A 20,235-nucleotide genomic window follows, 5' to 3' on the forward strand; every position below is an offset into this window, starting at 1 on the left:
AGCATCATCGCAGGTCTGGCGGCCAATATATCCAAACCTCAGGCACTGCCGGACGAATAGGCATGAGACTCGGAGCATTTGCCATGTTCGCGCCCCCAGGCCGACGCGCAGAATTCGCCACCTCTGCAGTCCAAGCTTTTGTGAGGTTTACTATGTACACCGCCATCGGTTACGCCGCCCAGTCGGCCACCACGCCCCTCGCCCCGATGTCATTTGAACGCCGCAGCCCGCGCGTCGATGACGTGGCCATCGAGATTCTCTACTGCGGCGTGTGCCACTCCGATATCCACCAGGCTCGCAACGAGTGGGGCATCGCCGTGTACCCGTTGATGCCGGGCCACGAAATTGTCGGCAAGGTCACCGCCATCGGCGCCAATGTGACTGCCCATAAAGTCGGCGACCTGGTGGGCGTAGGCTGCATGGTGGACTCGTGCCGTCACTGCGAAGCCTGCCAATCGGACCTTGAGCAATACTGCCTCGAAGGCCCGACCATGACCTATGCCACGCCGGACCGCGTGGATGGCAGCAACACCATGGGCGGTTACTCCGACAGCATCGTGGTCAGCGAACATTTCGTGGTGAAGATCCCGGCCAAGCTCGACCTGGCCAGCGCTGCGCCGATCCTGTGTGCAGGTATCACCACTTACTCGCCGCTCAAGCACTACGGCGTGAAAGCCGGCGATAAAGTCGGGATCCTCGGCATGGGTGGTCTGGGCCACATGGGCATCAAGTTCGCCAAGGCCATGGGTGCCGAAGTGACGCTGTTCACGCGTTCGGCGAGCAAGGCCGAGGAAGGCCGTCGCCAGGGCGCCGACCATGTGATCGTGTCCACTGATGCCGAGCAGATGAAAGCTGCTGCCGGGCACTTCGACTTCCTGCTCGACACCATCCCGGTGCAGCACGACCTGAACCCCTACCTCGATGTGCTGCGCTTTGACGGCGTGCATATCCTGGTCGGCCTGATCGAGCCGGTGGACCCGCCCGTCAATGCCGCCAAGCTGGTATTGGGCCGTAAAGTCTTGGCCGGCTCGCTGATCGGCGGCATTGCCGAAACCCAGGAAGTCCTGGATTTCTGCGCCGAGCACAACATCACCTGCGACATCGAGATGCTCGACATCCGGCAGATCAACGAAGCTTACGCACGCATGATTGCCGGTGATGTGAAGTACCGCTTTGTCATCGACATGGAGAGCCTGAAAGCCTGATCAGGCCTTGGCGCCCAACTCCGCTGACAGCCGGGCTGCGACCTGTTTGATCACAGGAATCAGCTCGGCCATTTTCTCCAGCGGCATGTAGGGCACCGTACTGGCGATGCTGATGCCGGCGACGATGCGCCCGCTGGCATCGCGCACCGGTGCGGCCACGCAGCGGATCGAAGGCTCGTTGTCTTCGAGGTCAAACGCGTAGCCACCCTCGACATACTCATGCATGCGTTGTTCGAACTGCGCCCAGGATTGCTCCGGGTGCTGCGGCCATTGCAGGCTTTTGCCCGCCGTCGGCAAGCTCGCCTCGTACAAGCGCTGCCACTCCTGCGGCGAGTCATCCAGCATCAACGCCTTGCCGATACCGGTGCGCGCCAACGGCATGCGATGGCCGACCCGCGAGCGCATTTCCGGCCCATTGCGGCCGGGGTTCTTGTGCAGGTAAAGCACCTCGTCGTACTCACGAATCGCCAGGTGAATGGTATCGCCGGTCAGCGCCGACAATTCATCCAGGTAGGGCACCGCCAGGTTCACCAAGGGCAACTCTTCACGGGCCTGGAACCCCAACTCGATCAGCTTGGGCCCCAGCAGATAACCGACCTGGGGCACCACACGCAGGTAACGCTCGTCCACCAGGCAACTGGCCAGGCGGTGCGTCGTGCTGCGCGTGGTGCCGATGCGCCGGGCGATCTCCTTGAGATCCCGCGCACCAGCCGCCACCGCTTGCACCACCCCCAAGCCGCGCAACAGGGTCTGGGTGCCGGTGGGGGCGGCGTCTTTGACGGGGGTGGGGGCGTTTTCCTGCATATCGGGCCTATAAGTATGAAAGCGGGGGCATTATGGCAAATACCGCCCTCCTGAACACAGAAGATCCAAGGTGGGAGCTGGCTTGCCTGCGATGGCGGTGGGTCAATTAAAGATGGGCTGGCTGACACACCGCTATCGCAGGCAAGCCAGCTCCCACAGTTTGATCTTCACAGGGCGAACATCAGCGTTGCTTCATGCGGTCGATGATGACGGCCAGCAAGAGGATCGAGCCACGAATCACATATTGGTAAAAGGTATCGATGTTCTTCAGGTTCATCGCATTCTCGATGATCGCCAGAATCAACACCCCGGCAATCACATGGCGGATCATGCCAATGCCGCCGCTCAACGACACACCGCCCAGCACACAGGCCGAAATCACGGTCAGCTCGAACCCCTGGCCAATCATCGGCTGGCCCGAGGTCATGCGTGACGCGAGGATCACCCCGGCCAAGGCGCCGATCAAACCGTGCACGGCAAAGATGATGATCTTGGTGCGATCGACATTCACCCCCGCGAGTAACGCGGCTTCCTGGTTGCCGCCAATGGCCATGGTGTTGCGCCCGTAAGTGGTGTAATTGAGCAACCAGCCAAAGAACACAAAGCACAGCACGGTGATGATGATCGGCACCGGCACGCCCAGCAGCTGGCCGTTGCCGAACACGAAGAACCCTTCATTCATCACCCCCACCGCCTTGCCGTTGGAGAAGATGTAGGCCAGTCCGCGCACGATCTGCATGGTCGCCAAGGTGGCAATCAACGCGTTGATGCGCAGCTTGGCGATCACAATGCCGTTGATCAGCCCTACCACCAGGCCCATGGCCAAGGCTGCCGACACGCCGAGTGCCACGCTGTCGGTGTCGCGCATCACGATGCCCGCCACCACCCCGGCACAGGCGATCACCGAACCCACCGACAAGTCGAAGTGCCCCGACGCCAGGCAGAACAGCATGGTGCAGGCGGCGATGCCCACGGTGGAAATCGCCAGACCGAGGCCGCGCATGTTCAACGGAGACAGGAAGTTATCGATGAACACCGCGCTGAGCACAAAAATGCCCAGCGCCGCCAACAGCATCACCCAATCATCGAGAAATTTGCGCTGATTGAAACCTGGCCAGAAGCCCTTTGCTGTTTTTACCTCAGACATAGCCAAACCCTCTTATTCTTGTTCAAGCCCGCGACTGTGGCAGCGCCAGTTGCAGCAGGCGCGCTTCATCCGCTTGGGCGCGGGGTAACTCACCGGTCAAGGCGCCTTCACTCATCACCAGGATGCGGTCGCAGATGCCCATCACCTCCATCAGGTCGCTGGACACCACGATCACCGCAATGCCGCTGGCCGCCAGGTTATGGATGATCTGGTAGATCTCCGACTTGGCGCCGATGTCGATACCGCGAGTGGGTTCGTCGAGCAGCAACACCTTCATCGGCATCGACAGCCAGCGGCCAAGAATGGCTTTCTGTTGGTTGCCGCCGGACAGGTACAGGATCTTCTGCGCCGCGTTCGGCGTTTTGACCCGCATCGCCTGGATCTGTCGGTCGGCGTTGCCTTTCTCCCAGCCTTCGCGCAACAGCCAGCCAAAGGTGGAATGGGCGCCACGGGCGCTGATGTTGATGTTTTCAGCGACGCTGCCCAGCGGGATGATGCCCTCTTTCTTGCGATCCTCCGGACACAGCAATACCCCGGCGGCGATGGCGTCCCGGGGTGAGCGCAGTTGCAGCGCGTGCCCGCACAGTTCCAGGCTGCCGGCACTGGCGCGCTCTAACCCACTGAGCAGGCGAAACAGCTCGGTACGCCCCGCGCCCACCAGCCCGAACAGGCCCAGGATCTCGCCCTTGCGCACCTGGAAACTGATCGGTTCACGCAGGCCCGGGCCGAGCAAGCCGTCCACCTTGAGCGCCACTTCGCCTTGCTCGCGCGGGCGGTAATCGTAGATGTCCTGAATATCGCGACCGACCATGCAGGTCACCAACTGGTCGTGAGTCAGCGTGCTCATGTCCTCGAAAGTACGCACGTAGCGGCCGTCCTTGAACACCGTCACCGCATCGCAGATACGGAACACTTCTTCCATACGGTGCGACACGTAGAGCACCACTTTGCCCTCGTCGCGCAGGCGCGTGATGATGGCCATCAAGCGGTCGATTTCCCGCGCCGATAAACTGCTGGTGGGTTCATCAAAGGCGATCACGTTGGCGCCGCGAGACAGCGCCTTGGCGATTTCCACCAGTTGGCGCTGGCCCAGGGACAGGCGCCCGAGTTTCTCGTCGGGGTCGATTTCATCGGCCAGCCCCTTGAGACACGCCAGGGCCTGCTTACGCAGCAGGCTCCGGTTGACCACGCCAAAGCGCGTGGGCAAATGCCCGAGGAACAGGTTCTCGGCCACGCTCATTTCCGGCACCAGGTGCAGCTCTTGGTGAATCACCGCCACACCGCTGGCGATGCTGTCGGCGGCACACTTGAAGGCCATGGTCTGCGCGCCGATCTGCACCGTGCCGCTGGATGGAATGTAGGCGCCGCCGAGGATCTTCAGCAGGGTCGACTTGCCTGCGCCGTTCTCGCCCATCAGCGCGTGCACCGAATGGGGCCGCGCTTCAAAGCTGATCTGCGCCAGGGCTTTCACACCGGGAAACTCCTTGCCGATGCCATTGAAACGCAGGGCTGCGCCGCTCATTTCCACAGGCCGATCTTGGTCAGTTCTTCCTGGAAATTGGCGCGGGTGATCAAGGTCACTTCGTCCATGGCGGTGTATTTGGCCGGTTCCTTGCCGGTGGTGACCCACTCGTACATCGCCAGCGCGGTGTTGTAGCCCTCGATATGCGGGCTGGGCAGCATGGAACCGAAGAAGCCGCTGTCGGCTTTCTTCAATTCGCCAATGGCGTCGGTGCCATTGATGCCGATGCCGATCACGTTGGCGGCCTTGAAGCCGGCGCTCTCAGTAGCGCGCACGCCGCCGAGTACGGTGTTGTCGTTCATGCCGCCGATGATCAGGTTCTTCGCCCCGCTCGGCAACTTGACCAGGGCCGAGTTGGTGGCGTCCATGCTGCCGGGAACATCAAGGGTTTTCAGCGCAGCGGTGAGGATGTGGTCCTTGGGAATACCGGCCTCTTCCAGTGACTTGATCGAGCCGTCGGTGCGTTTCTTGCCGGTGTCGAGTTCGTTGAAGGTGTTGATCACCGCATAGGTGTCCTTCCAATCCCAACCGCGTTTTTTCGCTTCGGCGGCCATGGCGGCGCCCTGCTTCTGGCCCACCTCAAACGCGGCCATGCCCAGGTAAGGCACGTCTTCCATGAAGTTGCCCTTGGCATCGACAAAGCGGTCATCCACGGCCATCACTTTCAAGCCGTTGACCTTGGCCTTGGCGACAATCGCAGGGCCCAGGGACACGTCCGGCGGGCAGATCACGAAGCCTTTGGCGCCGTTGGCGGCCAGGCTGTCGATGGCCGACAAGGTCTTTTCGCCATCGGGCACGGCGATCTTGATCACGGTGAAACCATGCTCCTTGCCGGCTTTTTCCGCGAATGCCCACTCCGTTTGAAACCAGGGTTCCTCGGCCTGCTTGACCAGAAAACCGATCTTCACTTCTTCAGCCGATACCCAGGCGCAGAACGCCATCGCCAGTGCCACGGCACCGAGTGTTTGCTTGAACATGGACCACCTCCTTCTTGTTATTGAAAAACGCTTTAGTCGTGGTACATCACAGACCGCCCGCCATCGATCATCAGGCAAGTGGCGTTGATAAAGGGCGCCTCGTCGGTCGCCAGAAACAGTGCTGTCATGGCCACTTCGATGGGCTGGCCAATGCGTTTGGGCGGGTGCAGGTCGAACGCACGCTGGCGTTCGGCGTGGGGGTCAGGGAAACCGTTCCAGTAGTCGACGTTGAGCTGGGTTTCGATATAGCCGGGGGCGATGGCATTCACGCGGATGCCTTTGGGCGCGTACTCGATACCCAGGGCACGGGTGAGGCCGAGCAGGCCGTGCTTGGCGACAGGGTAAGGAAAGCAACCGGGAATGATGTGGCTGGAATGGGTGGACGCGATATTGATGATGTTGCCGATACCTTGCTCGATCATGTGCGGCAACACCGAGCGGCAGCCGTACCAGGCACCGTCGAGGTCGATGGCGAAACAGCGGCGCCAGTCCTCGTCGCTCATCTCCAGCGGGTCACGGAACACGTTGACGCCGGCACAGTTGACCAGCACATCCACACGGCCAAAGCGCTCGATGGCCAGGTTGACCAATGCCTGCCACTGATCCTTGGAAGTGATATCAACCGCGTGGGCGTAAACCTGCGCACCGTGTTCGCGCCAATGAGCGGCGATCTTCTCGACTTTGTCGCCCTGGATATCGGCAATGATCAACCGCGCCTGCTGGGCCTGGAAACAGGCAACGATGGCTTCGCCAATGCCTTGGGCGGCGCCAGTGACGATCACCACCTTGTTCTTCAGCCGCTCGCCGTAAGTCGGCTCGGGCACGGCGGGTAGGGACAACGGTTGCGCCTGCATCGCTTCACCTTTTTATTTTTTGTAGTGAGTGCTGATGCTGGCGACTATAAACCCATCGCCTGAAATATCTCAATATATAAATTATCGTCCCATATAATGGGCGGCGCTTGAAAAAATGTGGGAGCGGGCTTGCTCGCGAAGGCGGTCTGTCAGTTAAAGCATGTGCTGACTGATACACCGCATTCGCGAGCAAGCCCGCTCCCACATTCGATCTTTAGTGACTATACGAAAGAGGTTTCAGCCCAGGGCGAAGTCGCGCAGGGCATCGCCTTCCATGCGATAACGTACCCATTCTTCCTGAGGCTGGGCGCCGATGGATTTGTAGAAGGCAATCGCTGGCTCGTTCCAGTCCAGCACGCTCCATTCAAAGCGCCCGCAACCATTGTCAAAGGCAATTTTGGCCAAGTGGCGCAGCAACTTCTTGCCGGCCCCGCCGCCGCGTTGCTCCGGGTTGATGTACAGGTCTTCGAGGTACAGGCAGTTACTGCCCAGCCACGTCGAGTAACTGAAAAAGAACACCGCAAAGCCAATCGGCAAGCCGTCGCGCAAGCAGATCAGGCCATGGGCCGTGGCGCCTTCGCTGAAGAGGCTGCGCTCGATGTCCACCACGCTGGCGATCACTTCATGCCGAGCTTTCTCGTACTCGGCAAGTTCAGTGATAAAGGTCAGGATCTGCGCAGCATCGCTGGGCACGGCGGGGCGAATCTCGATGGTCATGGGCGAGCCTTGGGCAAATTCAAAGGCCACATACTAAGACGGTTTGATGGCCGTTTGCAGTGCAATTGATGCCGACGAGCGCGTTTCACTCCGGCGCGGGGTGATGCAAGCATCAGCAACCACAGAACAAAGCCTGCGCACGCCCATGGTAAACAATGAGCATAAATCCAACGATCAGAGACCTGCTCATGCACGCTACGCCACCCGTGGGCACGAAGACATTCGCGCTGTTCTGCCTCGCCAGTTTTCTGTTGTCGCTGTCTTACGGCTCGACCTTTTTGTTGTCACTGCTGATCCATGCCCGTGGCGGTAATGAACACGACGCGGGCAGTGTCATTGCCACGGCGATGCTCAGCACCTTTGTAGCGGTCGTGCTTTCCGGGCATCTGGCTGACGCGCTAGGCGCGGCGCGGGCCATTGCAAGCACCGGCGTATTGTTGGTGGTGGCCTGCCTGGGGTTTGCCCTGACGCCAGGGTTTGGCCAAGGCTTGATGCTGTTTGGATTGTCTCTTGGTTTGGGCTGGGGCGTGTTCTATACCCTGGGCCCGATCATCGTGACGCTGCTGGTGGAACCGCGCCAGCGGGCCAAATATTTCGCCTTGCTCTCGGGCAGTATGTTGAGCGGCATAGGTTCCGGCCCTTTGCTGGGACGCGCCGCCACTGCGCTGGACCTGCCCCTGACAACCGCGTTCTATATCGCCGGGCTCGCCAGCCTCGCCGGGGTGGTGATGTTCTGGCGCATGGGCACTCGGTTGCGACAGCACGCGAATGTGCCAACCGCCAGGATTTCCTGGCGCGCAAGCCGCCGCGTCCTGTCTTCCAAGGCGGCGTTCGCCATCCTGATGGTCGGACTGGGCGGCTGCGTATTCGGGGGGCTGTCTTCGTTCCAGACCAGCTATGCCGTGGCCCATAAGCTGGACTATTCACTGTTCTTCGCGGGTTTCCTGACAGCGGCTATTACCAGCCGCCTGCTGATCGCCGGTTTCGTGGTCAAGCGCGATGCGTACCAGGCTGCCTGCGTGTTATCCGGGGTAATGTTCGGCGCGATCGCGCTGTTCGCGTTTGGTGTCAGCGGCAACCTCAGTTATGTGCTCGCCGCCGCCACGCTAGGGATCGGGTATGGCCTGACGTATTCGGTGATCAACGGCCTGGTGGCCAACGAAGCGCCCAGCGGCACCACTTCTCAGGCGTTGTTGCTGTTCAGCCTGGCGTACTTTATCGGCGTCTTCGGGTTTCCCTGGCTCGCAGGCAAGATCATCGTCGACTTCGGCCTTGCGACAATGATGCTGAGCGTACTGGTGATCGCCGCACTCAATTGGGCGATCACGGTGGCGCGCTTGATAGCGCGTCGGGTATCGGCACACAAAGTGATACAGGTGAGCTGATACCGTTCGTCGCCATCCCGGCACGATCAGCAATCGCGGGCAGACCAATACAGGGTAAGGACATTAATTATATGGAGACACCCTGATGAAACATTCCAAATTTGCTGCCCTCGCCCTCACCGGCCTGTTGTCTGCCGCGTCCTTGAGCGCCTTCGCGGCTAGCTCGACCACTGGCCCCACCGATCCAACGCCGGACGCCACTACCGAATCGCAAAAATCGATGGGCACCGGCATGGACACCAACGGTGGCGCGATCATCGACAACAGCGCTGACCCGCGCACCAAAGGCAACGACACCCAGCGCCAGGCACCGGCGGCCGTGGGCAACGGCAAGATGGGCCCTGGCACGAGCAACAATGAGCCGAAGATCAACAAGGGCGACGACTCGAACATCCCCGGCGCGCAGAAACAACCAGCGCCTTGATGCACCCTTGGTACGACCAACGCCCGACCATTTCCCCGTGAAGAGGTACGCATGAACGTCGATAGAAACCTTGAAAAAGAAGTCCTCACCCGCCTGCTGCACGCCCACCCGCAAGGCTTGGGCAAGGAGGTGCTGGACAATTACCGCGGTGAAAAAGAGGTCGCCAGTGTCTTGGCGTTCCTGCAGGACCGCGGGCTGATCAAGGATGGGCATGTGACCACCGACGACGCCGGCGAATACGCGTTGAACCTGCCGATCAAGCTCACCGCTTCGGGTGTGGATGAGGCGCGCAAGCTCGACGCTCAAAGCACTGAGTAATCCATTTCTGGCCTGGCCCCGCGACCGGGGCCAGAAGGAGTTTTAGCGATGCCTCGTGGAAGCAAAGCCAAATACACCGACGAACAGAAACGCAAGGCCGCTCATATCGAAGACAGTTATGAGCACAAGGGACTGCCCAAGGACGAGGCCGAAGCCCGCGCCTGGGCCACGGTGAACAAACAGTCTGGCGGTGGTGAAAGAGCCGGCGGATCAGGTCGAGGCAAGGCGCCGGCCAAGAAGGCCCAGGACCGGCAGGAATCGGCCAAGCGTGCCGCTGCCAGCCGTGAAGGCCACCCACGCAGCAGCCGTGCTTCGCTGAGTACGCAAACCAAGGAAAGCTTGATGAAAGAGGCGCGGGAAAAGAATATTTCAGGACGCTCGACCATGCGTAAAGATGAGTTGATCCAGGCCCTGAAAAAAGCCGGTTAAACGCAGGACCCATTGTGGGAGCGGGCTTGCTCGCGAATGCGGTGTATCAGTCAGCACATGCTTTAACTGACACACCGCATTCGCGAGCAAGCCCGCTCCCACATTTTTGGGCCTCGTTTATTCAGTCACTAATGCATCGACCTCAGCAGTGCCAGGTGAAGTGGCCGGCCCCCAGCGGGTTACCGCCAATGCCGCCGCTGCGTTCGCTCGACGCGCCGCCTCAACCGGTTTCAAGCCCTTCGCCAACCCGGCAATAAATACCCCTGCATGCGCATCCCCCGCACCATTGCTGTCCACCGCCTTAACCTTGAAGCCAGGTACATGCTCAGTCTGTGCCCCACGCCCTACCCAGCAACCATTTGGCCCATCACGCACAACCAGCAGTGCCTGCACGTGCTGACTCAGCATGGGCAGCGCCTGACTCATATCCGCCGCCCCGGTAAACGCGAGGGCTTCAGGGCCATTGCTGGTCCAGATGTCGATACGCGGCAACAACGCGCGCATCAACGCCGAGTCCGGCGCCTTGACCAGCGGGCCTGGGTCGAACACCACCACGATCTCTCGCGGCAGCGCCAGCAGCCAGTCAAGCAACGGCTGTGCCTTACCTTCAAGCAGCAAGCTGTAGCCACTGACGTACACGTAATCATCAACACGCGGGACGATCTGGGCCAAGTCGTCAGCGCTCAGCTCACCCTCGGCGCCGAGATGGGAAATGAAGGTGCGTTCGGTGCTCGCTTCAGTCAGCGACACGCACAACCCGGTATCTTTGCCAGCGCTGGCCGCCAAGGTCATTTCAATACCTTCGGCCTGCATCGCGGCGCGTGCCAGCTCGCCAAAGCGCCCATCGCCATGGCGACCCAGGTAAACCACCGGCAACCCATTGCGCCGCGCCGCAGCCATTACGTTGAAACCGCCACCGACCTGGAAACTGGCGGAGTTGGCCAGCACATCACCGCCGCTTGCCGGCAAGGTGTCGAGGCCCATGACCAGGTCGACAATGACCTGGCCGGTATGCAGCAATCTAGACATTGGCGCTCTCTGCTAAAGCAGGACGACGGTCAGCCGCGCCGCCCAGTACTGCATATAGTCCGCCGGCTACCAGGAAGGTCACGATCCAGCCCAGGCCGTTATGGCCCAGCCAGGAGTCGGACAACGGCCCGGCAAACCAGATGTTTTCGGCGGTGGTGCCGATGGTGGTGAAGCTGAACCCCAGCACAATGGCCACGGCCCAGGCGCCAAATGCACGCCACTCCACACCGCCGCGATACCAGTAGGCACTGCTGGGACTGACGTCCAGCAGGTCGGTGGGGCTGTAGTAATGACGGTGAATCAAGTCGACGACGAAGATCCCGACCCACGCCGTAATCGGCACCGCCAGCAGCGAAATGAAGGTGATGAACGGGCCATAGAAGCTGTCGGCGATCAGCATGAAATAGATGGAGCCAGCAAAGATCGCGACGATATCGACAATCACCGCGTGCACGCGCTTGACCTTCAAACCCAGGGTCAACGTCGTCAGACCGGCCGAATACACCGACAGGTTGTTTGACAGCAACAGCCCGCCGAACGCGGTGATCAGGTAAGGCACCGCCATCCAGGTCGGCAGCATGTCGCGGATTGCGATGATCGGATCGGTGGCCGACGCCAGGTCGTTGTTACCCACCGACAGCAGGCCGCCCAGGGTAATCAGCAACACCAGCGGAATACCCGCGCCAAAAGCGGCGCTGGCCACCAGGCGTACAGCCTTGACGCTGCGGTGCTGGTAGCGCGACATATCGGCACCGGCGTTGGCCCAACCAATGCCGGTGCCGGCGGCCATGGTGCCTACGCCAATGATCATCGCGCTCAACGGCGCCGGGGTGGCGTTGAACACCGCACTCCAGTCGATGGTGGCGCACAGAAAGCCGCCCACCAGAATGTTCAGGCCGCCGAATACGTAGGTCGCCCACTTCTGGATCACCAACAACGTGGCGTGGCCGAGGCCCGATACGGCCAGGGTCAGCAGCACGAAGATGGCAATGAAGATCAGGGTGAGCAGCGGCGCGCTCTTGGCCTCCACTGCCGAGCCGAACAGGATAGAGCTCAACGACAACAACACGAAGGCTGCGGTGGTGGTGTTGACGGTTTCCCAACCCAGGCGCGACATCAGCGACACCAAGGTCGGGCCGATATTGCCGCGCACGCCGAAGATGGCGCGGGACAAGGTCAGGCTGGGCGCGCGACCACGGCGACCGGCAATGGAGATAATGCCAACCACGGCAAAGGAACCAGCGGCGCCAAGAATCGCGACGATGATCGCCTGCCAGATGGCCAAGCCACGAAACGCCACCAGCGTTGCACCAAGGGGCAAACCGAGGATGCTGATATTGGCCGCGAACCACACCCAGAACAGTTGCAGCGGATGGCCGTTGCACTCACCTTCCGGGACCGGCTCGATGCCGCGTGTTTCCAGTTGCCCGGCGCTTTGGCCGGAAGAGGGACTGCTCATGAAAGGGTGCTCCTGGTGCCTGTATTGTTGTGGTTGTGGCAGCGAGTCGAATCTTTATCCAGTCTTCCTGACTCAACGCTTTTGAATGTGGGAGCTGGCTTGCCTGCGATTGCGGTGGGGGCAACCCGCCCAGCGGCCACTGGAAAACCGCTATCGCAGGCAAGCCAGCTCCCACATCAGATTTGTGTTTATCGCAAGGCCAACAACCCTTGGACCAAGGGTTGCACATCCAATCCATTGACCCGCTTGACCTGTTCAACCAACGCCTCAGGCCAGCACTGCATGCCCAGGCACGCCCCCAGCATGGCGCCGAGGATCGCGGCAATGGTGTCGGTGTCGCCGCCCAGGCTGGCCGCCAGGCACAGGGCTTCGAAGGCATTCATATCACCTGACGCCACTTGCTGGGCCAAGGCAAACGAGACCACCACCGATTCCTGGGAAGCCACCGAAGTACCGATCAACTCGTAAAGCAGGTCGGCAAACAACGCTTTGTCGCCGCTGCCGACGCTCAAGGTGCGAGCCCAACTGATGCGGGTAGAAATGCGTCCGCCCGCGATCCAGTGACCATGGCTTTCAGCCTGTCGGGCAATCTGGGTGCCGATATTCAGGGCTTCCCCCAGGTCCACGCCATTGATGCCTGCCGAGACCACCGCCGCCACGGCCGCAGCGCTGGAAATACCCAGGCTGGTGTTATGCGTGACCTGGCACGCCTGGATCACCGCCTGGACAAACCGCCCCGGGTCGCCAACATCGGCGGCGATGCCCACCGGGGTGATGCGCATGGCCGCGCCATTGGTAGTGCCGTAGCGCCCGGATTCTTCCGGGGTATGGCCGGCGAGGATCATGTCGATCGCGCGCTTGGTGGACGGCCCGAGCAAGTCCTGGGAACCCTTGGCGCGCATCCCCGCTTCCCAGTCGATCAGGCGCTGGGCAAGCACGGCGGGCTCGATCTGGCCCTGGCCTTGCACCAGTAACTCGGCAACCAGGATGGCTTGTTCGGTGTCATCGGTGATGGAACCGGCAGACATGTTGGGCGCAATGGGCTGGTCCGCGTCGGCGTCTTCCAAGGCGGTGATAGCACCGAAGCGCTGTTGAACCTGTTCGCGGCTCAAGGATTGGGTGGGCATGCCCAAGGCATCGCCCAGGGCCAGGCCATAAAAGGCGCCAAGTGCGCGATTTTTTCGGGTCATTTCGACGCTCCAAACTGCAGATGCAGGCGAAAGTGCAGCGGGTCAAGCAGGCTTTCGACATGCTCCATGAAACGCTCGCGACGATCATAGGTGGTGCGCGACGCCTTGAGAAATACCGTACCGCTGGGGCGCCCGAGTAATTCGGCGTCTTCATCACTCAGGGGTTCGGCACCGATCCACTGGTCGCCGTCGGCCCCGACGTAGCCGTAGGCGGCCAGGGTGATGGTCAGGGAATTATCGATCAGCCCAATGTGGGGCAGGTTTTCCAGGTCGCCAACGGCCGGCATCAACGAGCGTTCCAGCGACACCGCTATACCGTCAGCCGTGCGCCGGAGGCGGTCGAGGGTAATGAACTGGTCGGTGCCGAAACGGCTGAACAGATCCGGGCGCGTCACGGTCTCGAAACGCAGGGTATCGGTGCTTACTTGGGCCCCCGTATCGGCCAGGGCCTGGGCCCAACCGCTGCGTTGGTCCAACACCATGCCGTCAAAGGTGACAATCGAACCGACGCCGCTTTGGGTGGCGATGTAGTTGCGACGCTTGAGCTCGGCCAGCGCCTCGCGCAGCGTGCCCCGGCTGACCGCAAACTCCTCGGCCAGTTGGTGCTCGCCCGGCAATAGGAAACCGTCGGCCATGACCCCACCTTCGATACGGCGGATGAGCTCATCGACGACGCGTTTTTTCTTATCAAATCGAACATGTCTAATCATGTACAAATTGATAACCGAAAGCGCACGTTTACCGCAAGAGGATTATTTCAGGCTGAAGACGAAAACCGCCTCAGGGCTCCAGGCCGATGGGGAAAAACTCCCCGCCGCTCCAGACACCAAGCCAGTTCTGACCGTTGATCGGACGGCTCACCGCCAGCTCCACCAACTGGTAAAAAACGTTGCGATGCACGAGGGCTTCGAGGTTGGTGCGAACGCGCACATAGGGGGCTGGTTCCTGGGTGATGGGGTCGGTCACCACCCGCAGCGGGTGTTCGAGGCCTGCCTCGAGCTGTTCGTCGACGTTGGTGGTAAAGCGCAATACCTGGCTTTCGCCCTGCCCTTGCACATCCAGGGTCACTGCGACAAACGGCGCATCATCCACACGGATGCCGACCTTCTCCACGGGCGTCACCAGGAAATAATCATCGCCATCGCGGCGGATGATGTTGGAGAACAGCTTGACCATCGGCTTTCGCCCGATGGGTGTGCCCTGGTAGAACCAGGTGCCATCGCGGGCGATGCGCATGTCGATGTTGCCGCAGAAATCCGGGTTCCACAGATGCACCGGTGCCGGCCCCTTGCCCTTGGGCAGTTGGGCCAATAAATCATTGGCCTTGGCGGAATCGGTCATGGCGGGCTCCTCTGTCTTACTGATCACTCATACCCAGTAAACCGCGGGCGTATTGCGCCAGGGGGCGGGCGATCAAATCTTGTGGCGATGTGTCGTGGAACGTCAGTAAACCGCCACGACTGCGAATACGTGCAGTATCAATCAAATACTGGGTGCTGGTCTCGATCAACATGACTTGGATCACCCCGCTGTCCAAGCCAAGGCGGTCCAGGGCTTGTTGGTCGGTCCACTCGTCGGCGTTGCCGATACGGTCATCGGCTGCCGCAAAGCGGCAATACAGCAGGTAATGAGCACCGGCGGCACGGGCTTCGGTCATGGCCTGTTCAAGACCTTCCGGCTGGCGGGCGCGACGCACCATGGGGAAATATTCGACGAAGCCATTGAAGGCTTCCTCGGCCACCACATTGGGCCGCGGGTAGGCGCTGCCCGGCGGCACGAAGGCGCCCTGGGCGATAAACACAAAGGAGTCCGGCTGTATGCGCACCGAGGCAGTACGGCGCGTATCGCTGTGATCGAGCAGTCCGGCATCGCTCATCTGATAGCGGGTGCCTTCGGCCATATCACTGACGGTCATGCAACCACCCAGGGCCAATGACGCCAGCAGCAAAACCAGACTACGCATCCTAATCCTCCAGAGGCCGGTGACAGGAAACCGGCGAATGGGGCGTGGGATGCAGAATCCGCGCCAGTCAGCTGCGCTACAAATCAAATGTGTGAACCCGCAATATCTACCTTAGCCACCAATGATCTTCATGATCGTGGCACCGCCGGAGAACGCCACTTCCTGCTTGTCGGCCAAGGCTTTCATCAACAAGCCCTGCAACGCTGGCAACGCTTGATGGCGCGGCTGATCGAGCAAGTCACCGACATAATGGCGATTGCTGGACGACAGGCAGCCATGCAGCCAACCAGTAGAGGACAACCGCAATCGCGAACAGGTGCGGCAGAACGGTACGCTCTCGTTGGCGATCACACCGAAGAAGCCCTTGCCCGGCACTTCGTAGCGTACCGCCGTCGCATCGACGGGTGCGTTGGCTTGCAGGTATTCGTGTTGCTCGCCGATCAAGCTGAGCAGCTGTTGCAAGCTGACAAACTGTTGCAGGAACGCGTTGGAGTCTTTGGCCAGGTGCCCCATGCGCATCAGTTCGATAAAGCGCAGCTCGTAGCCTCGCGCCAGGCAGTAATCGAGCAGCGGCATCACCTGGTCCAGGTTCTGGCCGCGCAACGGCACCATATTGACCTTGATCTTGATCCCGGCAGCACTGGCCTGGTCCATGCCATCGAGCACGGTGGCCAGGTCGCCGCCACGGGCGATGCTGCGGAAAGCGTCGGCATCCAGCGTGTCGAGGGAGACATTGATGCGTCGGATACCAGCGGCCACCAGCAACGGCAGTTTACGCGCCAGCAGTTGGCCATTGGTGGTCAGACTGATGTCGCTCAGGCCCATCTGCCCTACCGCCCCCATGAAGGCTTCCAACTTGGGGCTGACCAACGGCTCACCGCCGGTAATGCGCAAGCGCTCGATACCCGCCGCTTCTATCAGGTAAGCCACGCCTCGGGCCATGGCCTCGGCCGACAGTTCATCCTGGGCAGCCACCAGCCGCTTGCCGTCAGGCACGCAATAGGTACACGCATAATTGCAGGCTGAAGTCAGGCTGATCCGCAAATTGCGAAAACGCCTGCCTTGACGATCAACGATCATGGATCACTCCGGCAGAGGATAATTCGGGCGCGCTAAAAGCTGACTCATAACTCAGCTTTTAGCAAGGTCCTTGCCTGAGTATATTCCTGGGTTACTGCGCCTGGCAGTAAATCATTGCGCCATCACTGTGGCGAATGACTTAGGTGGCAGGGGTTTCGCCGCTCTTTTCGGCGCCCGGCAGTTCAGGGCTGTGCTTGCGCTTGTTGCCCATGCGCACGCCAATGTCCATCAGGAACTGGAAGAAACCTTCCTGGTCTTCCAGCACATTGCTCCAGAACGGCGAGTGGTACAGCGCCACAGCGCCATGCACCAAGGCCCAGGCGGCGCAGTAGTGGAAATACGGTGGCACGTCTTCAAGCTTGCCTTCGCTGATACGCCCCTTGATCAGCAGGGTCAGGCGTTCGAAGTTCGAGGCGCGGATCTTGTGCAGCTCCTCGACCATCTCCGGCACCTGGTGACCTTTGACCACCTTCTCTTCCAGGCGATCGAACAGGCGGTAACGCTGCGGGTCACGCATGCGGAACTCGAAGTAAGCGCGGGACAGGGCTTCCTTGTCTTTGTCGACATCCGCCGAGTGCAGCAACTCGTTCAAATCACGCTCGTAGTCGAGCATCAGGCGCAGGTAGATTTCGGCCTTGGATTTGAAGTGTTTGTAGATCGTGCCTTTGCCGATACCCACGGCATCCGCAATCATCTCGACGGTGACGCTGTCTTCACCTTGTTCGAGGAACAGCTTGAGCGCGGTGTCGAGAATTTCCTGCTCACGGCGGCGAAATTCACGGACCTTACGGGGTTCTTTGTGCATGAGGAAGAGTCTGCAAAGGTCGGAAATAGGGAGGGTTGCGCAGGGCCATGGATACGTGGCGATACGATTTACCCGGTGCGAGGGATTATCCCGACTGAACGGTCGTTGGGCAATGTCTATGTGAACCCGCCAGGCACATAACTTTCAATGCGCCAACGATTTCGCCGTTATCAGTCAGAAATAATACGCAACACCTGAACCTGCCCATCAGCGCAGTGAGAACTCAAGCGAAGGCCGCGTATTCCAAATCTGTTTAAAAAACGATCAATCACGACTGGACTGAATAGGATAGTGGTCAATACTTCAACTGTCGGCGCGACATCTCCCCCAAGTGACGCGTCGACCTGGGTACCGACGGACTGCGTGCCCTTGTTTTACTCCTAATGGTCTTAGCCCGGATTCACCCCCCAGAACCCGGGTTTTTTTTGCCTGGAATTCGGCCGCTCTAACCGGCTAGGTGGGCCAGCGGGAACAGGCGCTTGAAGTTCTCGGTAGTCTGCTCGGCAAAGCGTTCGTACGACTCGCCGCGCAGCATCGCCAGGTAATCAGCCACATCACGTACATATTCGGGCAAGTTCGGTTTGCCGCGATGGGGGATGGGCGCCAGGTACGGCGAGTCGGTTTCCACCAGCAGGCGGTCGGCAGGCACCTGGCGGGCCACATCGCGCAGCGCGTCGGCATTGCGGAAGGTGACGATACCCGACAGGGAAATATAGAACCCCAGGTCCAGGGCCGCCTTGGCCATGTCCCAGTCTTCGGTAAAGCAATGCAACACGCCAGCCTGCGGCAACGCGGCTTCACGTAGCAAGGCCAGGGTATCGGCACGGGCACCTCGGGTGTGGACGATCACCGGCTTGCCCGTCTGCTGGGCGGCTTGCAGGTGCAAGCGGAACGAGGCCTGCTGCAACTCGGCAGCTTCAGGCTCGTAGTGATAGTCCAGGCCGGTTTCGCCAATGGCCACCACTCGCGGGTGGTTGAGTTCGCCCAGTAGCCAGTCCAGAGCCGGCGCTTCGCCAGGCTTGAGGTCCAACGGGTGAATACCCACCGAGCAGTCTACGTCGGCATAGCGATCAGCCAGGGCTTTGACGTCGGCGGCGTTGTCGGCGCTGACGCCAATGCACAGGAAGTGCCCTACCCCACGCTGGCGGGCAGCTTCAAGGGCGGCGTCGAGGGAGCCACCGTGCTGGGCAAGGTCGAGGCGATCAAGGTGGCAATGAGAATCTACGAGCATAGGAATCTGAGCTTAAGTCACAAAAGAGGTAGGGCCAACGATACACCCGTCAGCCACGGAATTTAACGGCGCCCGAGCAGGCCGACCCACTGCACCAACAATGCCTCGAGCAACAGCACGCGGTTGAGGTTGGCCTTGCCGAGGACTTTCTGGCGCTGGGCGAGGATCCAGTCCTGGATGTTCAGCAGCTTGTCTTGGGCACTTTTTTGCGCCAGGTATTGCACGACCTTGCGCATATCCGCCGGGCCCAGGCCTTGCTCATCCTGGGTAAGCTGGTAGCGCAGGATCAGGCTGGACCAGTCGCAAAACCAGTCGAACAGCAGCAATAGCGGAATGTCCTTCCAGGCGCTTTCGGCCAGTTGCGTGGCGGACAATTCCTGCTTGAGCAGTTTCTTCACGCCATCCACGACCAGTGCACGCTGTTCGCGCACGCCCTGAGCCTGCAGCTTCACTGCCGCCAAAGGCGAACCGGCCGCCAGGGTCAGCAACTCGCCTCGTTCTTCTGCGCTGCATTCCGGCAACGCCTGCGCCAGCCATTGCAGGCTCATGTCCTCGCTGGGCAACGGGCAAGCCTGCTGCACGCAACGGCTGCGAATGGTCGGCAACAAGCGGCTGGACTGGTGGCTCACCAGCAACAGCACGGTATCGCCGGACGGCTCTTCAAGGCTTTTGAGCAAGGCGTTGGCCGCGTTGATGTTCATCGCCTCGACCGGCTCGATCAGCACCACTTTGCGCCCGCCCATTTGCGCGGTCTGCACCACGAAGCTCACCAGGTCGCGCACCTGGTCGACCTTGATGGCCTTGTCCGCTTCCTCGGGTTCCAGCACATAATTGTCCGGGTGACTGCCAGCCTTGAGCAACAGGCAGGACTTGCACTCGCCACACGCCTCCAGGTTGACAGGGCGTTGGCACAACAGGCTGCCCATCAGGCGTTCGGCGAGGTGGCGTTTACCGATGCCCACCGGCCCATGCAGCAGATAGGCGTGGGCGTGCTGGGCGCGCCCTGCCAGTTGCTGCCAGAGGCCGTCCTGCCACGGGTAGGACTCAGCCACGGCTACGCTCCAACAGAGTGGGCAGCAGCGCGTCGATAGCCTGTTGCACCTGACTCAGCGGCTGGGCGGCGTCCAATAGGTAATAACGTGTGGGCTCAGCCTTGGCGCGCTGCAGGAAAGCACTGCGCACCGCATCAAAGAAGGCTTGGCCTTCCAACTCGAAGCGATCCAGGCGACCTCGCGCACTGGCGCGGGCCATGCCCACTTCCACCGGCAGGTCGAACAACAGGGTCAGGTCGGGGCGCAGATCGCCTTGCACGAAGGTTTCCAGGGTGGCGATGCGCTCCAGGGACAAACCCCGCCCGCCACCCTGGTAGGCGTAGGTGGAATCGGTAAACCGGTCGCAGATCACCACCGCACCCCGCGCCAGGGCCGGGCGAATCACTTCGGCCAGGTGCTGGGCACGGGCAGCAAACACCAGGAGCAACTCGGTGTCCGGGTTCATCGGCTCGTCACCCGGGGCCAGCAGGACTTCACGGATGCGCTCAGCCAAAGGCGTACCGCCCGGCTCACGGGTCAGCACCACCTCGATGCCCTGCGCACGCAGGCGCTCGGCCAAGTAGTCACGGTTAGTGCTTTTGCCGGCACCTTCCGGGCCTTCCAGGGTAATAAACAAGCCAGTCACAGGCAGTCCTTAGTCAGAG

Annotated in this window: 22 protein-coding genes; 5 read left to right on the forward strand and 17 right to left on the reverse strand. The window is 60.8% G+C overall.

What is annotated here, in order from left to right; genetic code table 11:
* The first annotated feature begins 152 nt into the window (after nt 1–152).
* Nucleotides 153–1,205, forward strand: coding sequence for an NAD(P)-dependent alcohol dehydrogenase (locus AB9N64_RS10465; protein WP_371360240.1), 1,053 nt, complete (start codon nt 153–155; stop codon nt 1,203–1,205).
* Here the strand turns inward: AB9N64_RS10465 and AB9N64_RS10470 are convergent, their stop codons facing one another.
* The 6 genes from AB9N64_RS10470 to AB9N64_RS10495 all read right to left on the reverse strand — a co-directional run bounded on the left by AB9N64_RS10470 (nt 1,206) and on the right by AB9N64_RS10495 (nt 7,226).
* A complete protein-coding gene (locus AB9N64_RS10470; RefSeq protein ID WP_014719541.1) occupies nt 1,206–2,009 on the reverse strand; it encodes an IclR family transcriptional regulator in 804 nt (267 codons plus the stop codon). It lies immediately after the preceding gene.
* 181 nt (nt 2,010–2,190) lie between these two features.
* Entirely contained in the window at nt 2,191–3,156 is a 966-nt protein-coding gene (gene araH / locus AB9N64_RS10475; protein ID WP_014719542.1) for an L-arabinose ABC transporter permease AraH, read from the reverse strand.
* Nucleotides 3,157–3,178: 22 nt separating this feature from the next.
* Nucleotides 3,179–4,678: an L-arabinose ABC transporter ATP-binding protein AraG gene (gene araG / locus AB9N64_RS10480; protein WP_371360241.1), complete on the reverse strand. Its 1,500-nt coding sequence runs from the start codon at nt 4,676–4,678 to the stop codon at nt 3,179–3,181.
* The gene (locus tag AB9N64_RS10485; RefSeq protein WP_371360242.1) at nt 4,675–5,655 is read right to left on the reverse strand and encodes a substrate-binding domain-containing protein; all 981 of its coding nucleotides are present in this window, start codon (nt 5,653–5,655) and stop codon (nt 4,675–4,677) included. The genes araG and AB9N64_RS10485 overlap by 4 nt, the downstream gene beginning before the upstream one ends.
* A 32-nt stretch (nt 5,656–5,687) precedes the next feature.
* Complete coding sequence (locus AB9N64_RS10490) at nt 5,688–6,509, reverse strand: SDR family oxidoreductase (protein WP_014719545.1); 822 nt, start codon at nt 6,507–6,509, stop codon at nt 5,688–5,690.
* Nucleotides 6,510–6,746: 237 nt separating this feature from the next.
* Nucleotides 6,747–7,226, reverse strand: coding sequence for a GNAT family N-acetyltransferase (locus tag AB9N64_RS10495; RefSeq protein ID WP_010208407.1), 480 nt, complete (start codon nt 7,224–7,226; stop codon nt 6,747–6,749).
* 188 nt (nt 7,227–7,414) lie between these two features.
* Here AB9N64_RS10495 and AB9N64_RS10500 point away from each other — a divergent pair, with 188 nt between their 5' ends.
* From AB9N64_RS10500 to AB9N64_RS10515, 4 genes are all read left to right on the forward strand, one after another.
* Complete coding sequence (locus AB9N64_RS10500; protein ID WP_020301898.1) at nt 7,415–8,611, forward strand: MFS transporter; 1,197 nt, start codon at nt 7,415–7,417, stop codon at nt 8,609–8,611.
* Nucleotides 8,612–8,696: 85 nt separating this feature from the next.
* Nucleotides 8,697–9,035 carry a hypothetical protein gene (locus tag AB9N64_RS10505; protein WP_020301899.1) on the forward strand — a complete coding sequence of 113 codons (339 nt, stop codon included), beginning with the start codon at nt 8,697–8,699 and terminating at the stop codon, nt 9,033–9,035.
* A gap of 51 nt (nt 9,036–9,086) precedes the next feature.
* Nucleotides 9,087–9,353 carry a hypothetical protein gene (locus tag AB9N64_RS10510; protein ID WP_014719548.1) on the forward strand — a complete coding sequence of 89 codons (267 nt, stop codon included), beginning with the start codon at nt 9,087–9,089 and terminating at the stop codon, nt 9,351–9,353.
* Nucleotides 9,354–9,401: 48 nt separating this feature from the next.
* Complete coding sequence (locus AB9N64_RS10515; protein ID WP_014719549.1) at nt 9,402–9,782, forward strand: Rho termination factor N-terminal domain-containing protein; 381 nt, start codon at nt 9,402–9,404, stop codon at nt 9,780–9,782.
* 117 nt (nt 9,783–9,899) lie between these two features.
* On the opposite strand, the gene AB9N64_RS10520 is transcribed toward AB9N64_RS10515, so the two are convergent.
* The 11 genes from AB9N64_RS10520 to tmk all read right to left on the reverse strand — a co-directional run bounded on the left by AB9N64_RS10520 (nt 9,900) and on the right by tmk (nt 20,216).
* Nucleotides 9,900–10,811, reverse strand: coding sequence for a PfkB family carbohydrate kinase (locus AB9N64_RS10520; RefSeq protein ID WP_014719550.1), 912 nt, complete (start codon nt 10,809–10,811; stop codon nt 9,900–9,902).
* Nucleotides 10,804–12,270: a cytosine permease gene (locus tag AB9N64_RS10525; protein ID WP_014719551.1), complete on the reverse strand. Its 1,467-nt coding sequence runs from the start codon at nt 12,268–12,270 to the stop codon at nt 10,804–10,806. Before AB9N64_RS10525 ends, AB9N64_RS10520 begins: the two co-directional genes overlap by 8 nt.
* Nucleotides 12,271–12,458: 188 nt before the next feature.
* Nucleotides 12,459–13,460, reverse strand: coding sequence for an ADP-ribosylglycohydrolase family protein (locus AB9N64_RS10530; RefSeq protein ID WP_288856966.1), 1,002 nt, complete (start codon nt 13,458–13,460; stop codon nt 12,459–12,461).
* Complete coding sequence (locus AB9N64_RS10535) at nt 13,457–14,170, reverse strand: GntR family transcriptional regulator (protein ID WP_014719553.1); 714 nt, start codon at nt 14,168–14,170, stop codon at nt 13,457–13,459. The genes AB9N64_RS10530 and AB9N64_RS10535 overlap by 4 nt, the downstream gene beginning before the upstream one ends.
* 70 nt (nt 14,171–14,240) lie before the next feature.
* Nucleotides 14,241–14,801 (reverse strand): DUF1285 domain-containing protein, encoded by a 561-nt coding sequence (locus tag AB9N64_RS10540; protein WP_014719554.1) that lies wholly within the window; start codon nt 14,799–14,801, stop codon nt 14,241–14,243.
* A 16-nt stretch (nt 14,802–14,817) separates the two neighbouring features.
* Entirely contained in the window at nt 14,818–15,423 is a 606-nt protein-coding gene (locus AB9N64_RS10545; RefSeq protein ID WP_019817202.1) for a DUF4823 domain-containing protein, read from the reverse strand.
* A 111-nt stretch (nt 15,424–15,534) separates the two neighbouring features.
* The gene (locus AB9N64_RS10550; RefSeq protein ID WP_019817203.1) at nt 15,535–16,503 is read right to left on the reverse strand and encodes a GTP 3',8-cyclase MoaA; all 969 of its coding nucleotides are present in this window, start codon (nt 16,501–16,503) and stop codon (nt 15,535–15,537) included.
* 139 nt (nt 16,504–16,642) lie between these two features.
* Complete coding sequence (locus AB9N64_RS10555; RefSeq protein WP_003189287.1) at nt 16,643–17,308, reverse strand: TetR/AcrR family transcriptional regulator; 666 nt, start codon at nt 17,306–17,308, stop codon at nt 16,643–16,645.
* 445 nt (nt 17,309–17,753) lie between these two features.
* Nucleotides 17,754–18,539: a TatD family hydrolase gene (locus AB9N64_RS10560; RefSeq protein ID WP_014719557.1), complete on the reverse strand. Its 786-nt coding sequence runs from the start codon at nt 18,537–18,539 to the stop codon at nt 17,754–17,756.
* 62 nt (nt 18,540–18,601) lie between these two features.
* Entirely contained in the window at nt 18,602–19,591 is a 990-nt protein-coding gene (locus AB9N64_RS10565) for a DNA polymerase III subunit delta' (protein WP_073845382.1), read from the reverse strand.
* Complete coding sequence (tmk, locus tag AB9N64_RS10570; RefSeq protein WP_014719559.1) at nt 19,584–20,216, reverse strand: dTMP kinase; 633 nt, start codon at nt 20,214–20,216, stop codon at nt 19,584–19,586. The genes AB9N64_RS10565 and tmk overlap by 8 nt, the downstream gene beginning before the upstream one ends.
* Between the last annotated feature and the right edge of the window lie 19 nt (nt 20,217–20,235).

Origin of the sequence: Pseudomonas sp. KT_2_4 (assembly GCF_041410225.1) — a bacterium.
Taxonomy (GTDB): Bacteria; Pseudomonadota; Gammaproteobacteria; order Pseudomonadales; family Pseudomonadaceae; genus Aquipseudomonas; species Aquipseudomonas paracarnis.

Excerpts from the sequence above, each read along its gene's own strand:
- AB9N64_RS10465 (WP_371360240.1), top strand. The coding sequence starts at position 153 with ATGTACACCGCCATCGGTTACGCCGCCCAGTCGGCCACCACGCCCCTC.
- AB9N64_RS10555 (WP_003189287.1), bottom strand. The coding sequence starts at position 17,308 with ATGCACAAAGAACCCCGTAAGGTCCGTGAATTTCGCCGCCGTGAGCAG.
- AB9N64_RS10505 (WP_020301899.1), top strand. The coding sequence starts at position 8,697 with ATGAAACATTCCAAATTTGCTGCCCTCGCCCTCACCGGCCTGTTGTCT.
- AB9N64_RS10500 (WP_020301898.1), top strand. The coding sequence starts at position 7,415 with ATGCACGCTACGCCACCCGTGGGCACGAAGACATTCGCGCTGTTCTGC.
- AB9N64_RS10470 (WP_014719541.1), bottom strand. The coding sequence starts at position 2,009 with ATGCAGGAAAACGCCCCCACCCCCGTCAAAGACGCCGCCCCCACCGGC.
- AB9N64_RS10545 (WP_019817202.1), bottom strand. The coding sequence starts at position 15,423 with ATGCGTAGTCTGGTTTTGCTGCTGGCGTCATTGGCCCTGGGTGGTTGC.
- AB9N64_RS10530 (WP_288856966.1), bottom strand. The coding sequence starts at position 13,460 with ATGACCCGAAAAAATCGCGCACTTGGCGCCTTTTATGGCCTGGCCCTG.
- AB9N64_RS10560 (WP_014719557.1), bottom strand. The coding sequence starts at position 18,539 with ATGCTCGTAGATTCTCATTGCCACCTTGATCGCCTCGACCTTGCCCAG.
- AB9N64_RS10485 (WP_371360242.1), bottom strand. The coding sequence starts at position 5,655 with ATGTTCAAGCAAACACTCGGTGCCGTGGCACTGGCGATGGCGTTCTGC.
- AB9N64_RS10520 (WP_014719550.1), bottom strand. The coding sequence starts at position 10,811 with ATGTCTAGATTGCTGCATACCGGCCAGGTCATTGTCGACCTGGTCATG.
- AB9N64_RS10510 (WP_014719548.1), top strand. The coding sequence starts at position 9,087 with ATGAACGTCGATAGAAACCTTGAAAAAGAAGTCCTCACCCGCCTGCTG.
- AB9N64_RS10550 (WP_019817203.1), bottom strand. The coding sequence starts at position 16,503 with ATGATCGTTGATCGTCAAGGCAGGCGTTTTCGCAATTTGCGGATCAGC.
- AB9N64_RS10490 (WP_014719545.1), bottom strand. The coding sequence starts at position 6,509 with ATGCAGGCGCAACCGTTGTCCCTACCCGCCGTGCCCGAGCCGACTTAC.
- AB9N64_RS10540 (WP_014719554.1), bottom strand. The coding sequence starts at position 14,801 with ATGACCGATTCCGCCAAGGCCAATGATTTATTGGCCCAACTGCCCAAG.
- AB9N64_RS10515 (WP_014719549.1), top strand. The coding sequence starts at position 9,402 with ATGCCTCGTGGAAGCAAAGCCAAATACACCGACGAACAGAAACGCAAG.
- araG (WP_371360241.1), bottom strand. The coding sequence starts at position 4,678 with ATGAGCGGCGCAGCCCTGCGTTTCAATGGCATCGGCAAGGAGTTTCCC.
- araH (WP_014719542.1), bottom strand. The coding sequence starts at position 3,156 with ATGTCTGAGGTAAAAACAGCAAAGGGCTTCTGGCCAGGTTTCAATCAG.
- AB9N64_RS10525 (WP_014719551.1), bottom strand. The coding sequence starts at position 12,270 with ATGAGCAGTCCCTCTTCCGGCCAAAGCGCCGGGCAACTGGAAACACGC.
- AB9N64_RS10535 (WP_014719553.1), bottom strand. The coding sequence starts at position 14,170 with ATGATTAGACATGTTCGATTTGATAAGAAAAAACGCGTCGTCGATGAG.
- AB9N64_RS10495 (WP_010208407.1), bottom strand. The coding sequence starts at position 7,226 with ATGACCATCGAGATTCGCCCCGCCGTGCCCAGCGATGCTGCGCAGATC.